Consider the following 16827-nt stretch of genomic DNA (forward strand, 5'->3'; position numbering starts at 1 on the left):
GTTGCTTATTGGCAGGCGTGGCGATTTTATTAAAAAGATTCTAGACAGGTTCTAATGCTTTTTTAGCTACGAAGATTAGTTTTATTAATGAAATTTCTAATATATGTGAGCAAGTGGGTGCAGATATAGTAGATGTAGCTACAGGAATGGGGATGGATAAGAGAATTGGTGCATCTTTTTTAAATGCAGGCATCGGATATGGAGGATCTTGTTTTCCAAAAGATACGAAAGCACTTGTGCAAATTGCAGGGAATGTTTCTCATGATTTTCGCTTGTTGAAAGCAGTCATTGAAGTGAATAATAAACAACAGTTGTTGTTAGTTGAAAAAGCGAAGAAAATTATAGATATGAAGAAGAAGCGAATTGCGGTTCTTGGTGCAGCATTCAAATCGAATACTGACGATATTAGGGAAGCGCCATCTCTTATTATAATAGAAGAATTAATTAATATAGGTGCGGATGTGGTTTTATATGACCCACAAGCTATTCAAAATGTAAGAAGTTTATTTGGAAATACGATACGATACGCTGAGTGTATAGATGAATCGATTAGAGAGGCGCATGCAGTTTTTATCGTAACAGAATGGGAATTAATTCGAAATTATCCGCTAGAAAAGTATGCACAGCTTATGAGGGAACCTATTCTATTTGATGGGAGAAATTGTTATACTAATGAGGATGCCGAGAAGCATGGATTAGATTATTACTCAGTTGGGCGAAAAGACGTCTGTAATAGTAATGTTTCTCAGGCGCGTTAAAAACTGTATTTTCACATGCATATTTTTATATGCGATAATAGAAGTTTTAACTAGTGAAAGAAAAGAGGCAATGAAATGACTAAACGTTTAAAAGTAATGACAATTTTCGGGACACGACCAGAAGCAATTAAAATGGCCCCTCTTGTATTAGAGTTGCAAAAGCACCCAGAAAAGATTGAATCAATTGTGACTGTAACAGCACAACACCGTCAAATGTTAGATCAAGTATTAAATATCTTTGGAATTACGCCAGATTTCGATTTGAATATCATGAAAGATCGTCAAACGTTAATCGATATTACAACACGTGGTTTAGAAGGTTTAGATAAAGTAATGAAAGAAGCGAAGCCTGATATCGTACTTGTGCATGGTGATACAACGACGACATTTATTGCAAGCTTAGCTGCTTTCTATAATCAAATTCCAGTAGGACATGTTGAAGCAGGACTTCGTACATGGGATAAGTATTCTCCATATCCAGAAGAGATGAATCGCCAACTAACAGGTGTAATGGCGGATCTTCATTTCTCACCTACAACAAAATCAGCAACGAACTTACAAAAAGAAAATAAAGATGAGTCACGCATTTTCGTAACAGGAAATACAGCGATCGATGCACTGAAGACAACTGTAAAAGAAACTTATAGCCATTCGGTGTTAGAGAAACTTGGAAATGATCGTCTTGTACTTATGACAGCACACCGTCGTGAAAATTTAGGAGAACCAATGCGCAATATGTTCCGTGCAATTAAGCGTCTTGTTGATAAGCACGAAGATGTACAAGTTGTATACCCTGTTCATATGAATCCTGTTGTTCGCGAAATAGCGAATGATATTTTAGGCGAGCATAGCCGTATTCATTTAATTGAGCCGTTAGATGTAATTGATTTCCATAACGTTGCAGCTCGTTCATACTTAATGTTAACTGATTCTGGTGGTGTACAAGAGGAAGCACCATCACTAGGTGTGCCAGTCCTTGTCCTTCGTGATACGACGGAACGCCCAGAAGGTATCGAAGCAGGTACGCTGAAATTAGCAGGAACAGATGAAGAGACAATCTTTGGTCTTGCTGATGAGTTGTTATCTGATAAAGAAGCTCATGATAAGATGACGAAAGCATCTAACCCTTACGGCGATGGTCGTGCGTCTGAGCGTATTGTAGAAGCGATTTTACAACACTTTAAGAAGTAACAACAATTGCGTGAAATAAAAAGAGCCAAATCGTATACGATTTGGCTCTTTTTTTATTCATGATTCCTCATAATCCACTCTGCATGAGCATTTGTAGAAGGGGGAGGAGGCGGTGGTGTTTTGTTCTCACTCGGCTCCTTCTTTGCTTTTGCGCTGGAGTTAGAATTTGAATCGGAATTTGTATTCTCATTTTTCGTAGTCTCTGTTGGAACTTTTGCTTTTTCTCCTATTTCCTTTTCAATTTCGTTACGTACAGTCTCTACACTGATTGGATCTGGAAGGAAGTAATAAATACCGCCAATTTTTCTGTCTTCTCCTTCAAGTTTTAACGTTTGTATTGTAGAAGGGTCGAATCCAGAGATTTTATTGTAAAGAGCAAGTCCGTCTGAAATAGGAATATCGGTTTTTATATATTTTCCAACTACCTTTGTTAAATCTTTAATTTTAAATACGGTAGAAGCAGAGTTTAGCTTTTGGGCAACAGCAGCCAGTACTTGTCTTTGTCTAGCAGCTCGACCATAATCACCGTTAGGATCTTGCTTTCGCATACGGACGTATGCGAGTGCTTCTTCACCATTTAAGTTCTGTTGACCTTGTTTAAATTGGATTTTTTTATAGTAATCCACGTCAGAGCGTTCCCAGAAATCGAAGGGGACATCAACGGTAATACCGTCAACAGCATCAACGATACCTTTAAATCCTTGGAAATCAATTTTAATATAATGATCAACAGGAACTTTTAAAAACTCTTCGACGGTGTCGATTGCCATTTTTTCTCCACCGTAAGCATGGGCAGCGTTAATTTTGTCTTCTTTATTTTTGCCAACAATCTTAACACGAGAATCGCGTGGGATACTCATAAGTGAAACCTTTTTTGAGTTTGGATTAACTGTCGCGAACATGAGTGAATCTGTTCGGCCGTTTTGACCATCTGTTGCGTAATCCTCAATACCCATAATTAGTATTGTGAAAGGTTTTTTTGTGATTTCCACATCTTCTGCTCGTAATTTAGATTTTTCACGGCTAAATCCACTGTACATCCCCATGAGAGAAGTGTAGGAATTTAACATATAAAGTCCTACGCTACCAAATAAAAATGCGAAAATAAGAAAGAAGAAAAGTTTTCTTCTACGTTTCTTTTTTATTCTGCTATTTTGGAGATGATAATAACGTTCTTCCATATATAATCTCCTTAGTTCATTTGTAGGGAATTAATTCACTACATTAATCTTTAAAGGCGATAAGTTAGCTATTCTTAGATAACACCTTGTTCTAAGTACAACATATCTCCTTCTTTAATTGTACACTTCCCGTTTGTTAATTCAATCATCCAATCTGTAAATGTTTGTTTTCGATTTTCTTCTACATACGTATCGAATGTGACGTTTTCTAGATAATGTATATCTTTAATGTTATATTCTGAATTACGTAATTCATTTTCAACTTTGCCAAGCAATGTGTAATCAATTTCTGTTTCCATAACGCGCATTAGTTTTCGCTCAACAACGCCTACGTGATTAAGTCCTTCACTTGTACATTTTCCATATGCGCGAATTAATCCACCAGCACCAAGTTTAATGCCACCAAAATAGCGCGTGACGACAACGACAGTATCCTTTAGACCTCGCTTTTTTAATACTTCTAACATAGGTACACCAGCTGTGCCGCTCGGTTCGCCGTCATCGTTTGCCTTTTGAATTTGATCTTGTTCACCGATTAAATATGCGGAACAATTATGTGTTGCATTCCAATGCTGTTTTTTTATTTTTTGTATAAATGCTTGAGCTTCCTCTTCCGTTGTGGCGCGATTCACATAGCAAATGAATCTTGATTTTTGAATCACAATTTCGTGCTCTCCATAGCCTTTTATTGTTAAATATTGTAATAACAATGGTATACGCCCCTATCTTTCAAAATAACTAGTACTTTACATTTTAAAAGCGAGCGTTTTTATATTCAAACATTTTTTACAAATATGTTGAAATTTTTGGTGAGTATTTTATCTTTTTGTTGTAATTTGTCGAGTGAGTGATTGTAGTTTCTAGCCGGCATTTTTATGTATGGATGCACCTTTTCTAGTTTTCGTGTAAAATTAGGGGATAAAAATTTTTTATAAGGCAGGTACGAAAATGAAAACAGCTATTGTTACCGATAGTACAGCATATATACCGAAGCATATTCGTGACGAACTCAATATATATATGATTCCATTAAACGTTGTGTTTGGAACGGAATCTTATCAAGAAGAGGCTGAAGTTTCAGCAAATGATTTTTATATAAAAGTACGTGAACAAGAAGAACTTCCGAAAACTTCGCAACCAGCAATTGGAAAGTTTTTAGAGTTATATGAAGAGTTATCTAAAGAATATGATGCAGTTATTAGCATTCACCTTTCCAGTGGAATTAGTGGTACATATCAAACAGCAACGGCAGCTGGACAGATGGTAGATGGTATTGATGTATATACGTACGACTCTGAAATTAGTTGTGAAGTACAAGGGTTTTACGTGCGTGAAGGGGCGAAATTAGTAAGTGAAGGGAAAGCCCCAGAAGAGATTATCGCTCGCTTTGATGAAATGAAGCAAACGATGGATGCTTATTTTGTAGTGGATGATTTACATCATTTACAACGTGGTGGAAGATTAAATAGTGCACAAGCTTTCATCGGTAGTTTGTTACAAGTAAAACCAGTATTATACTTTAGAGATAAAGTAATTATTCCATTCGAAAAAATTCGTACGCGTAAAAAAGCGTTAAAGCGTATCGTTGAAATCTTTGATGAGCAGGCAAATAAAGGTGTGCCTATGGAAGCTGTTATTATTCATGCGAATCGTGAAGAGGAAGCTAATGAATGGAAACAAGAATTAGAAGAGATATACCCTCATGTTACAATTCGTACGAGTTATTTCGGAGCTGTAATTGGGACGCATTTAGGTGAAGGTGCGCTTGGTTTAGGTTGGTATACGAAGTGATAAAGATATAAAAGCTCTCTTACTTGAAGAGGGTTTTTTTACGGGGATTTGACAAGTTAATATTTGGAAATGGTAAAATGTATGTAAAATTAAATAATGAGGAAAGTTTTATTACTTACTTTTTACAAGAAACTATATTATAATAGAAGAGAGGTGAAACATATGGAGCATAATTCTTGTTTATGTCCAAAGTTTGAGTCAGCTTTTACAATGCTTAGTAAGAAATGGACTGGCTTAATTATTAAATCTTTGCTCGAAGAGCCGAAACGTTTCAGAGAAATCGCAGATATTATACCGAATATGAGCGATCGTATGTTGTCAGAACGTTTAAAGGAATTAGAAGGCGAAGGTATTGTAGTTCGTAATGTTTATCCAGAAGTACCAGTTAGAATCGAGTACGGTGTAACTGATAAAGGGAAAGCGTTGGAAAGTGTTATGGATGAGGTCCAAAATTGGGCTGAGAAATGGATGAAGTAACGTTTCTATTTCATTCATATTGGAGTATTTTCAAAACGTAAGGGGTTCCCTTACGTTTTTTTTCAATCCTATAAAAAACGGTGTAAGGCTCTTAAAATTCTACATATATATACAAATTTAGATATACTTTGCTATAGAGATAAATGTAATATTACATTTATTTTACAAAACCGTAACATTAGCAAAAAAACTCCCGAATTATGGTATAAATTTTAATAGGTTATATACGGAAAATGAAAAAAAGAAAGCGGTGTAAAAAATAAAATGAAAAAGCTAAAAATGGCATCTTGCGCATTAGTTGCAGGGTTAATGTTTTCTGGGCTAACACCAAATGTATTTGCAGAAGATAAAATTTCTGACGTGAAATCACAAATTAACACACAAAATGATACTTTACATAAACAACAACAAGAACGTGATGAATTACAAAAACAAATGAATGACTTAAACAAAACAATCCAAGGTTTGGATAAGTCTGTTCAAGAGAACGCTTCAAAACTTGATGAAACAACAAAAAAAGTTTCTGATACTGAGCAATTAATCGAAAATAAAAATAAAGATATTGCAGAACTACAAACAAAGATTGCAAAACGTGAAGAGTTATTAAGAAAACGTTTAGTTGCACTACAAGAACAGCCAAATACGAACATTGTAACAGAAGTTCTTGTAAACTCTAAAAACGTTGCAGATTTAGTTGATCGTTTAGCTTCTGTGTCTAAAATTATGGAATCTGACGAAGATATCATGAAAACACAACAAGAAGATCAAACGAACGTGAAAAAAGATGTTGAGACAGTAAAAGAAAAACAAAAAGAATTAAAAGAAGCACAAGCTCAAATTGAAACTGCTAAGAAAGAACTTGACGTTGAAAAAGAGAAAAAAGCAACAGCAGTAAACGATTTAAGCGGTAAAATGGATACAGTTGTAACTACAATGACAAGTACGGAAGGTCAATTGAAAGAGCTTGAACAACAGGCATTAAAATTACAACAAATCGCTGAAAAAGAAGCGCAAGAAAAAGCTGCACAAGAAGCTGCTGCTCAAAAACAAGCAGAACAAGCTGCTAAAGAAGCACAAGCTCAACAAGCTGCACCAGCGCAAGCGCCTGCAGAACAAGCTGCACCAGCAAACAATGCTGGACAAGCTCAAAAAGAAGAGCCTCAAAAAGAAGAGCCTAAACAAGAAAACAAAAAACCAGAGCCAGCACCAGGGCCAACTCCGGATACTGGCGTGATTGGTAAAGCACGACAATACTTAGGTATGCCATATGTTTGGGGGAGTGCATCTCCATCAAACGGTGGTTTTGACTGTAGTGGATTTATTTCTTACATTTATGGTGTAGGTCGTCAAGACGTTGCAGGTTACTGGAACTCAGTTTCGAAAGTAAGTAGCCCACAACCTGGAGATTTAGTATTCTTCCAAGGTACTTATAAAGCAGGTCCATCTCACATCGGTATTTACGTTGGTAACGACCAAATGATTCATGCTGGTGATAAAGGGATTGCTTACGCTAGCTTAAGCAGTAGCTACAACCAAAAACATTTCTTAGGTTACGGTAGATTATAGGATTTATAATTGAATAAAAAACGTGTATAAAGTCGATAGCCTACTATTTTATAAGTAGGTTATCGGCTTTTTTGAGTTTTTACGAGATAAAGAGCAGGATTTATAGTAGTGCTGGAGGTGGCTATTGATGATGTTAGCTGGTAGACAGTTACTGTTAGAAGAACTCTCTTCAGATTTGCAGGATAAATTGGATCATTTGAAAAGGAATCGAGACGTCGTTTGTGTACAAGGGGTAATTAAGAAGTCTTCAAAATATATGTGTCAGCGTTGCGGAAATATAGAGCAGCGACTATTTGCATCATTGCTATGTAAAAGGTGCAATGAAGTATGTACGTATTGCCGGAAATGTATAACGATGGGCAGGGTAAGTGAATGTACTGTACTTGTTCGCGGGATTGCTGAAATAAGCGGAGAAAGTTATTTGAATCCGTTACAGTGGGAAGGCGTTTTGTCTGACGGTCAGAAGTTAGCTGCGCAAAGTGTCGTTGACGCTGTTAAGCAGAAAGAATCATTTTTTATTTGGGCGGTGTGCGGGGCTGGAAAAACAGAAATGTTGTTTCGCGGAATTGCAGAGGCACTACAAAAGGGAGAAAGAGTTTGTATTGCAACGCCGAGAACGGACGTTGTACTTGAATTAGCACCAAGATTACAAGAAGTGTTTCCAAATATAAATGTAGCTGCTTTATACGGAGGGAGTTTAGACCGAGAAAAAGATGCGGCGTTAATCGTTGCAACTACACATCAATTGTTACGTTATTATAGGGCGTTCCATGTCATGATTGTAGATGAGATAGATGCTTTTCCGTATCATGCAGATGAGATGTTGCAGTATGCAGTAAGCGAAGTGATGAAAGAGAAGGCAGCACGTATTTATTTAACTGCAACTCCAGATGAAAAGTGGAAGCGTAAGTTGCGAAGTGGTAAGCAAAAAGGGGTTATTATTTCAGGGCGATACCATCGTCATCCATTGCCAGTTCCGATATTTCGGTGGTGCGGAAATTGGAAAAAGGGTCTTATACGTAAAAAAATTCCTCGTGCTTTATTACAATGGTTAAATCTGTACTTATCGAAACGATACCCCATTTTTCTATTTGTTCCTCATGTGCGATATGTAGAAGAAATTAGCCAGTTATTAAAATCATTAAACAATCAAATTGACGGTGTGCATGCAGAAGATCCGGCGAGAAAAGAGAAGGTAGCAGCTTTCAGAAAAGGAGAAATCCCTTTATTAGTTACAACGACGATTTTGGAACGAGGAGTAACTGTCAAAAATTTACAAGTTGCAGTTTTAGGAGCTGAGGAAGAAATATTTTCAGAAAGTGCTCTCGTTCAAATTGCAGGGCGTGCTGGTAGAAGCTCTGATGAACCGCATGGAGATGTTATCTATTTTCATTATGGAAAGACAGAGGCGATGGTGCGTGCGAAAAAACATATTCAAAGTATGAATAAGAATGCTAAAGAACAAGGACTGATAGATTGATGCATTGTCTACTTTGTGATGAGCATATTTCATATGCGATTAGTTGGTACACTTTTTTTGTTAAGCTTCATAAAAAGTATATATGTGATAGATGTGAACAAAAACTTTCCTATATTATAGGAGATATTTGCAAGGAGTGTGGTCGGCCTTTAGAACTTGTACCAGCTGAATATAAAAACGGGGATATTTGTATGGACTGCATAAGGTGGACGAACGAGCAGGGGTTTCCGTCTCTCATAAATCGTTCGTTGCATGTGTATGATGAAGGGATGAAAGAAATATTAGCACAGTTTAAATTTCGCGGAGATGCTGAATTAGTGCATATTTTTCATCAGCCTTTTCGAAGTCTTTTTCAAAAATATTTTGCGAATGTTTCAGTTGCCATTCCGGTCCCTCTTAGTGAAGAGCGAGAATACGAGCGTAGTTTTAATCAAGCGGAGTTACTAGCTTCTTGTTTGCCTATCAAAATGCTTTGTGCATCATTAAGAAGAATAGAAACAGAAAAACAAAGTAAGAAGAAGCGTAAAGAAAGGATATCGGGAGTTAATCCTTTTTATTTTCAGGGAGAAGAGATGTTTCATGAGCAACATGTTTTAATCGTGGATGATGTGTATACGACAGGAATTACTGTTAGGCAAATTGGAAGCCTTTTGTATGATCGAGGAGCGAGAGAGGTTTCTTGTTTGACGCTTTGTAGAGGTTAATATGTGAATGTCGAAAGGAGTAATAAAAAGACGACAGGTCTTCTTTGACTTACAGTCTTGTCATTCGTTATAGTCAGAATATGGGGCAATGCCCTGATTTTAAGAGTGAAGGGAATGGAATGAACATACAAGGACGAGTAAAATGGTTCAATGCAGAAAAGGGATTTGGGTTTATTGAGCGTGAAGATGGTGACGATGTGTTTGTTCATTTTTCTGCTATTCAACAAGATGGGTATAAGTCGTTAGAAGAAGGTCAACAAGTGGAGTTTGATATTGTTGATGGAGCACGTGGGCCACAAGCGGCTAATGTTGTGAAACTGTAAAAATTAAGTTTTTGGAAAAGATAGAGCTGTATTTTTAGCAGCATTATATAGATGGCGAAAGCTCTTGCTCGTAACAAGGGCTTTTTTGTTTTAGAGGAGTTGTCAAAAAGTTGTTTCTTTTCTGTAACTAATTGTCCACAGTTACATTCGTTATTCACGATGTTAATAGGATAAAATAAAGATAGAAACGATGCATCTTTTCATTTCAACAAAAAACGATAAAAAAATCGCAATTCCACTAATTTTTCAAAAAAATTAGAAGGAGTTTTTAAGCCAATGTCGAAATTATAGTACATAGGCTTGAAAGGAGGAATTCATCTATGAAATTCAACATTCGTGGTGAAAATATTGAAGTAACTCCAGCATTAAAGGAATATGTAGAGAAAAAGCTAAGTAAATTAGAGCGTTATTTTGATACATTCCCAGAGATTAAGGTTAATTTAAAAGTATACTCTGACAAGCAACGTATCGAGGTAACAATTCCATTTACAGATTTATTACTTCGTGCAGAAGAAACAAATAGCGATATGTACGCTGCGATTGATTTAGTAGTTGATAAAATTGAGCGACAAATTCGTAAACATAAAACAAAAGTAAACCGTAAATTACGTGAGAAAGGTTCTATGAAAACTAACTTTATCCTTCCGGAAGCAGTAGCTGTTCTGGATGCGGTAGAAGAGGATGAATTAGAACTTGTACGTACAAAACGATTCGATTTAAAACCGATGGACGTTGAAGAAGCGATCTTGCAAATGGATATGCTAGGACATAGTTTCTTCGTCTTCACAAATGCTGATACAAATGAAACTAATGTTGTATATGGCCGTAAAGATGGGAAATATGGTTTAATCGAAACTAAATAATCATTCAAAAGCGCAGCCAAAATGGCTGCGCTTTTTTTATATGTTTTTGCCTTCCTATCTTGTAATATTGATATGAATTTAAATGGCTTATTCGTAATGAAATTTAGAAGTCATGTTTTGTAACGGTCAATTGTATTACTATTCCAAAAGGATCTCGCACAATGGCGTAACCAGGGCTGAAGGAGTTTTTTTCAAAAGGTGTTAAAATATAAACCTCATCATGTTGAATTAGATTGTGATAGAGTGCTTCAATGGTTTGGAAATCTTTAGATTGAATGCATAATGATGAGCTATTACTTAATTGCCAAGGGCGTGTGGAATCCACTGCCTGTTCTGCAATCATAATTTTATTAGTGCCAATTTGTAAAACGGAATGGGTAATATAATGTTCTTGGCTTTCTTTATACGTGAAATTCGGGTCTATTTCTTTCATTTCTTTATAATTCTTTTTAAATAAAACTTTTGCGTCTAAATACTGTTCGTAAAATGCAATTGCTTTAGCACCTTGCCCATTTAATGATAAAAAAGGGATTACTTCAAAGTTCATTGTATTGCCTCCTTCATATATGTTTACACTTATTACTATACAAATATAAGGTGCCAATATGTGGCACCTATAGGGAGAGTTTATGAAAAAAGTTGAGCGTTTAAATCAGATGCTACGTTTTATTAATCAAAAACAAATATTCACATTGAAAGATTTAATGGATGAATTTCAAATTTCAAAAAGGACAGCTTTACGTGATATTGCATCATTAGAGGAAATGGGTGTGCCTCTTTTTGCAGAGTATGGTCGGTATGGAGGGTATCGTTTAATAAAAACGATGACATTACCACCGATTTCATTTACAAATCATGAAGTTTTTGCACTTTATTTTGCAATGCAAGCACTAAGTAGTTTTGTAAGTATTCCTTTTCAAATCTCGTTTCGTTCCATTAATAAGAAATTTTTAGATAGTGTTTCGTCAAAACAGCGTGAGCAAATTGAAAACTTGCAAAAAAGAGTGTCCTTTTTTCATTTGGAACAAGCACATGAATGTGGTTATCTAGAAGAGATTTTGTTAGCTGCTGTTCAAAATAGGGCTTTAACTATAAACTATGTAACGCCGAAACAAACGACAATGCGCCGTATTCAGCCGATTTCGATTTATGCAATGAAAGGTTATTGGTATTGTCAGGCTTACGATTTAGATAAAGCGACTTATCGAGTGTTTCGCTGTGATCGTATTAGGTCGTTAGAAATGGTAGATGCTCAGGATAGTCTGGATTTGGAAAATATAAATATACATAACGCACATAGTCTTTGGAAGGCAACTGAACAAGCTATTCAATTTAAATGCTCAATTACTGCGAGGGGGATAGAGATATTCAAGCGACAACAATATTCTTCGATGAAATTATGGGAAGAATGTGAAGATACATATTTAATAGGAACTTATGAGCCTGCTGAAATCAACTTTATCATTTCATATCTAGCTAGTTTTGGTAAAACTATAAAAATAATTGAGCCATCTTCTTTAAAAGAGAACTTGAAAGAATACTACTTAGATTTAATACAAAATTTGTAACGAAGAGATAGTAGTTTGTTGGAAGAAATAAAATAAAATAAAAACTTTTTCTGAATCTACGGCTCGACATTTGGACGATTGTTGTCATAGTTATAAGACAAGTGTTACAATTATCATTAGGTTTATACATTTTAGCTTTTTAAATTAGGAGAAAAATTGGCATAACATAAATTTGATTTTTATAACGACTGATTGTAAAGAGAAAAAGAAAGCAATCGGAAGTTTTATTTTAATAAAAGAGGAGCGTATTTCCTATGATCGGTATTTTAAAAAAGGTATTTGATGTCAACCAACGCCAAATTAAACGTATGCAGAAGACAGTGGAGCAAATTGATGCATTAGAATCATCTATTAAGCCGCTAACTGATGAACAATTAAAAGGAAAGACGATTGAATTTAAAGAACGTCTAACAAAAGGTGAGACAGTAGATGATCTACTTCCTGAAGCTTTTGCGGTTGTTCGTGAAGCAGCGAATCGTGTTCTTGGAATGCGTCCATATGGCGTACAGCTAATGGGTGGTATCGCCTTACATGAAGGAAATATCTCTGAGATGAAAACAGGTGAAGGTAAAACGTTAACATCTACTTTACCTGTATATTTAAACGCATTAACAGGAAAAGGTGTTCACGTTGTTACAGTCAATGAATACTTAGCGCAACGTGATGCGAGCGAAATGGGACAACTTCATGAGTTCCTTGGCCTAACTGTAGGGATTAACTTAAATAGTATGTCACGTGAAGAGAAACAAGCTGCTTATGCTGCTGATATTACGTATAGCACAAATAACGAGCTTGGGTTCGATTACTTACGTGACAACATGGTGTTATATAGAGAGCAGTGCGTTCAGCGTCCACTTAATTTTGCTATCATCGATGAAGTCGATTCTATTTTAGTCGATGAAGCACGTACGCCGCTTATTATTTCGGGACAAGCTCAAAAATCAGCAGAGCTATACATGTTTGCAAATGCATTCGTTCGTACATTAGAAAATGAAAAAGAATATTCATTTGATGTGAAAACGAAAAATGTAATGTTAACAGAAGATGGTATTACGAAAGCTGAGAAAGCTTTCCATATCGATAACTTATTCGATTTAAAACATGTAGCACTTCTTCACCATATTAATCAGGCGCTTCGTGCACACGTTGTTATGCACCTTGATACAGATTATGTTGTACAAGAAGGCGAAATCGTAATCGTAGACCAATTCACTGGTCGTCTTATGAAAGGTCGTCGTTATAGCGAAGGTTTACATCAAGCTATTGAAGCAAAAGAAGGCGTAGAAATTCAAAATGAAAGTATGACGCTTGCAACAATTACGTTCCAAAACTACTTCCGTATGTACGAAAAATTATCTGGTATGACTGGTACAGCGAAAACGGAAGAAGAAGAATTCCGTAGTATTTACAATATGAATGTTATCGTAATTCCAACGAATAAAGATATTATTCGTGATGATCGTGCTGATTTAATCTTCAAATCAATGGAAGGTAAATTCAATGCAGTTGTTGAGGATATTGTAAATCGTCATAAGCAAGGGCAACCTATTCTTGTTGGTACAGTTGCAATTGAAACGTCAGAGCTTATTTCAAAAATGTTAACACGTAAAGGTGTACGTCATAATATCTTAAATGCAAAAAACCATGCGCGTGAAGCAGATATCATTGCAGAAGCTGGTATGAAAGGCGCTGTAACAATTGCGACGAATATGGCTGGTCGTGGTACGGATATTAAGTTAGGCGACGATATTAGAAACGTTGGCCTAGCAGTTATCGGTACAGAGCGTCACGAAAGTCGTCGTATTGATAATCAGTTACGTGGTCGTTCTGGTCGTCAAGGGGACCCTGGTGTAACACAGTTCTACTTATCAATGGAAGACGAACTAATGCGCCGCTTCGGTTCTGACAATATGAAAGCGATGATGGATCGCCTTGGTATGGATGATTCACAGCCAATCGAAAGTAAAATGGTTTCTCGTGCTGTAGAATCTGCGCAAAAACGTGTGGAAGGAAATAACTATGATGCACGTAAGCAGCTATTGCAATACGACGATGTACTTCGTCAACAACGTGAAGTAATTTATAAACAGCGTCAAGAAGTAATGGATTCAGAGAACTTACGCAGTATTATTGAAGGTATGATGAAATCTACGATAGAACGTGCTGTTGCACTTCATACGCAAGAAGAAATCGAAGAAGATTGGAGCATTAAAGGTCTTGTCGATTACTTAAATACAAACCTTCTTGAAGAAGGAGATGTAAAAGAAGAAGAGTTACGTCGCCTTGCTCCAGAAGAAATGAGCGAATCAATCATCGCGAAATTGTTAGAGCGTTATAATGAAAGAGAGAAGCTTCTACCTGAAGAGCAGACGCGTGAATTCGAAAAGGTTGTTGTATTCCGTGTTGTAGATACGAAATGGACAGATCATATCGATGCAATGGATCACCTTCGTGAAGGTATTCATTTACGTGCTTACGGACAAATCGATCCACTTCGTGAATACCAAATGGAAGGGTTCGCAATGTTCGAGTCGATGATCGCTTCTATTGAAGAGGAAATCTCTCGTTACATTATGAAAGCTGAAATTGAGCAAAACTTAGAGCGTCAAGAAGTTGTTCAAGGTGAAGCTGTTCATCCATCAAGCGATGGCGAAGACGCGAAGAAAAAACCGGTTGTAAAAGGTGACCAAATGGGACGCAACGATTTATGTAAATGCGGTAGTGGCAAGAAATATAAAAACTGTTGTGGCATTGGGCAGTAATAGGGAACTGTAGTTCAGGCTGCTTTGCAAACTTTTACATCAAAAATGTATAATGAAAAGGTTTAAACTCTCTCCGTAATAAGTGGAGAGAGTTTCCCTTGTTTTCATATGAAAGTAACAGCAATTACATAGAGGTGAAGGAAATGGAATTAGTAGAAATTAGGCAAGAACTAGAAAAAATGGCTAAGAGATTAGCGGCTTTTAGGGGGTCTCTTTGACCTTCCTACTAAGGAAAAACAAATTGCAGAATTAGAAGAAACGATGATGGGCGCAGGATTTTGGGATGACCAACAAGGCGCACAAGCTGTAATTAATGAAGCGAATGCGCTGAAAGATATGGTTGGAAGGTTCCGTCAGTTAGATGAGACGTTCGAAAACTTAGAAATGACGCATGACTTACTTAAAGAAGAGTATGATGAAGATTTACATGAGGAACTAGAATCAGAAGTGAAAACTTTAATTCAAGAAATGAATGAGTACGAGCTGCAGTTACTATTAAGCGATCCTTATGATAAAAATAACGCTATTTTAGAATTACACCCAGGTGCAGGTGGAACAGAGTCACAAGACTGGGGTTCTATGTTATTACGTATGTACACGCGCTGGGCTGAAAAACGTAGGTTTAAAGTAGAAACGGTTGACTACTTACCGGGCGATGAAGCTGGTATTAAGAGTGTTACATTATTAATTAAAGGTCATAACGCTTACGGTTACTTGAAAGCGGAGAAAGGTGTACATCGTCTTGTACGTATTTCACCGTTCGATTCTTCAGGTCGTCGTCATACATCGTTCGTATCTTGTGAAGTTGTACCTGAATTCAATGATGAAGTTGAAATTGAAGTGCGTACAGAAGATTTGAAAATAGATACGTATCGTGCAAGTGGTGCAGGTGGACAGCACGTTAATACGACAGATTCAGCAGTTCGTATAACTCATCTACCAACAAACACGGTTGTAACATGTCAGTCAGAGCGTTCTCAAATTAAAAACCGTGAGCATGCGATGAAAATGCTAAAAGCGAAATTATATCAAAAGAAATTAGAAGAACAACAAGCACAATTAGATGAGATTCGCGGAGAGCAAAAAGAAATTGGATGGGGCAGCCAAATCCGTTCTTACGTATTCCACCCGTATTCTCTTGTGAAAGACCATCGTACAAATACAGAAGTTGGTAACGTACAAGCAGTTATGGATGGGGAAATTAATCCGTTTATTGATGCGTATTTACGTTCTCGTATTTAGTAAGAGAAAAAGCCAACAGAATTGTTGGCACATGCTGAGGTCCAAGAGGATATAAAGAGGCTTATCTTATTTATATTGATGAAATAAAGAGGAAGAGAAGTTGGAAACGACAACTTCTCTTTTTGATGAGATTATATGTAGAATACAATGCCGTATATTGTTTTGTAAAAGGTAGAGAATAGTAAAACAAAGTGGTAATAGAGTAGGACTTTATATAGAATTTCTCAGTTTTGATTGGAGAAAAAGGCTCTTTATAGAACTTTCTAAGGTGTTCACAGAATTGAAACAATTTATGAAAGCTTATTTTATTAGGCTTCTCACTATATTTGTGAAAAATATGAAATACACCTTAGTTTTTCTATATAAAGATAATGCTTATAATGAATATTGAATGTGTTATGAAAACTATTGCCTAGTTATGAATGAAAAGAATATCAACAATGGGGAGCGATAGAAGTGAAAAAGAAATTGTTGGCTATTACGCTGGGGACATCAGTCGTTTTTGCTTTAGGAGCATGTGGAAATAAAGAAGAGAGTAAACCATCAAAACAATCTGCAAGCACAGATAGCGCAGAGCAAATTTACCAAAAAAGTTGTATAGGTTGTCACGCTAAAGATTTATCAGGAGCAACTGGACCAGATTTACGAAAAGTAGGACAGAAATATGACGCAGCAGAGATTGAAAAGATTATTGAAAAAGGCCGCGGTTCAATGTCACCAGGAATTATTCAAGGTGAAGATGCGAAAAAAGTAGCTGAATGGTTAGCGGAGCATAAATAAGAAACGTAATTAATAAACGAGCTGATTGTATAACTTGACCGAAAAGTGCTTCGAGTTAAGTAATTACATGAGCTCGTTTACCTTTTATTAGTATGTAACATAACTGTAACAAAATTGTATCCGAATTGGAAACCGATTGAT

15 protein-coding genes and 1 pseudogene are annotated in these 16827 nt (G+C 36.4%); 13 read left to right on the top strand and 3 right to left on the bottom strand.

Features of this window, described 5'->3' with window-relative positions; all coding sequences use genetic code 11:
- Positions 1-50: 50 nt before the first annotated feature.
- Positions 51-758: pseudogene (locus tag AB3X49_RS04830) on the top strand (nucleotide sugar dehydrogenase); the annotation flags it as partial.
- A 75-nt stretch (positions 759-833) separates the two neighbouring features.
- Complete coding sequence (gene wecB / locus AB3X49_RS04835; RefSeq protein WP_113936248.1) at positions 834-1949, top strand: non-hydrolyzing UDP-N-acetylglucosamine 2-epimerase; 1116 nt, start codon at positions 834-836, stop codon at positions 1947-1949.
- Between the two features lie 53 nt (positions 1950-2002).
- Here the strand turns inward: wecB and AB3X49_RS04840 are convergent, their stop codons facing one another.
- Positions 2003-3130 carry an LCP family protein gene (locus tag AB3X49_RS04840; protein ID WP_367960748.1) on the bottom strand — a complete coding sequence of 376 codons (1128 nt, stop codon included), beginning with the start codon at positions 3128-3130 and terminating at the stop codon, positions 2003-2005.
- A 74-nt stretch (positions 3131-3204) separates the two neighbouring features.
- Entirely contained in the window at positions 3205-3840 is a 636-nt protein-coding gene (locus tag AB3X49_RS04845) for a YigZ family protein (RefSeq protein WP_002034752.1), read from the bottom strand.
- Positions 3841-4078: 238 nt separating this feature from the next.
- Here AB3X49_RS04845 and AB3X49_RS04850 point away from each other — a divergent pair, with 238 nt between their 5' ends.
- The 7 genes from AB3X49_RS04850 to hpf all read left to right on the top strand — a co-directional run bounded on the left by AB3X49_RS04850 (position 4079) and on the right by hpf (position 10334).
- Positions 4079-4921 (top strand): DegV family protein, encoded by an 843-nt coding sequence (locus AB3X49_RS04850; RefSeq protein ID WP_002016143.1) that lies wholly within the window; start codon positions 4079-4081, stop codon positions 4919-4921.
- A gap of 162 nt (positions 4922-5083) precedes the next feature.
- A complete protein-coding gene (locus AB3X49_RS04855; protein ID WP_002089608.1) occupies positions 5084-5398 on the top strand; it encodes a winged helix-turn-helix transcriptional regulator in 315 nt (104 codons plus the stop codon).
- A 264-nt stretch (positions 5399-5662) separates the two neighbouring features.
- Complete coding sequence (locus AB3X49_RS04860; RefSeq protein WP_367960751.1) at positions 5663-6964, top strand: C40 family peptidase; 1302 nt, start codon at positions 5663-5665, stop codon at positions 6962-6964.
- 130 nt (positions 6965-7094) lie between these two features.
- Positions 7095-8444, top strand: a complete 1350-nt coding sequence (gene comFA, locus AB3X49_RS04865; protein WP_367960768.1) for an ATP-dependent helicase ComFA — start codon at positions 7095-7097, stop codon at positions 8442-8444.
- Entirely contained in the window at positions 8444-9148 is a 705-nt protein-coding gene (locus AB3X49_RS04870; protein ID WP_367960753.1) for a ComFC family protein, read from the top strand. The genes comFA and AB3X49_RS04870 overlap by 1 nt, the downstream gene beginning before the upstream one ends.
- A 119-nt stretch (positions 9149-9267) precedes the next feature.
- Positions 9268-9471, top strand: coding sequence for a cold shock protein CspC (gene cspC, locus AB3X49_RS04875; RefSeq protein ID WP_367960755.1), 204 nt, complete (start codon positions 9268-9270; stop codon positions 9469-9471).
- Positions 9472-9791: 320 nt separating this feature from the next.
- On the top strand, positions 9792-10334 hold the full coding sequence (gene hpf / locus AB3X49_RS04880; RefSeq protein ID WP_002089603.1) for a ribosome hibernation-promoting factor, HPF/YfiA family: 543 nt from the start codon (positions 9792-9794) through the stop codon (positions 10332-10334).
- A 103-nt stretch (positions 10335-10437) separates the two neighbouring features.
- Here the strand turns inward: hpf and AB3X49_RS04885 are convergent, their stop codons facing one another.
- Complete coding sequence (locus AB3X49_RS04885) at positions 10438-10881, bottom strand: VOC family protein (protein WP_002139133.1); 444 nt, start codon at positions 10879-10881, stop codon at positions 10438-10440.
- An 82-nt stretch (positions 10882-10963) separates the two neighbouring features.
- Between AB3X49_RS04885 and AB3X49_RS04890 the strand changes: the two genes are divergently transcribed.
- The 4 genes from AB3X49_RS04890 (at position 10964) to cccB (ending at position 16686) form a co-directional block, all read left to right on the top strand.
- Entirely contained in the window at positions 10964-11902 is a 939-nt protein-coding gene (locus AB3X49_RS04890; protein ID WP_367960758.1) for a helix-turn-helix transcriptional regulator, read from the top strand.
- 254 nt (positions 11903-12156) lie between these two features.
- Entirely contained in the window at positions 12157-14664 is a 2508-nt protein-coding gene (secA, locus tag AB3X49_RS04895) for a preprotein translocase subunit SecA (RefSeq protein WP_002034761.1), read from the top strand.
- Between the two features lie 143 nt (positions 14665-14807).
- Positions 14808-15906 (top strand): peptide chain release factor 2 gene (gene prfB, locus AB3X49_RS04900; protein ID WP_100248371.1). Its coding sequence is split into 2 segments (ribosomal slippage): positions 14808-14879 and positions 14881-15906, totalling 1098 coding nucleotides; the frame shifts between segments, so codons are not numbered across the junction.
- Between the two features lie 456 nt (positions 15907-16362).
- Positions 16363-16686 (top strand): cytochrome c551, encoded by a 324-nt coding sequence (gene cccB, locus AB3X49_RS04905; protein ID WP_002016129.1) that lies wholly within the window; start codon positions 16363-16365, stop codon positions 16684-16686.
- The last annotated feature ends 141 nt before the right edge of the window (positions 16687-16827 follow it).

The organism is Bacillus sp. C30 (assembly GCF_040838255.1).
Taxonomy (GTDB): domain Bacteria; phylum Bacillota; class Bacilli; order Bacillales; family Bacillaceae_G; genus Bacillus_A; species Bacillus_A mycoides.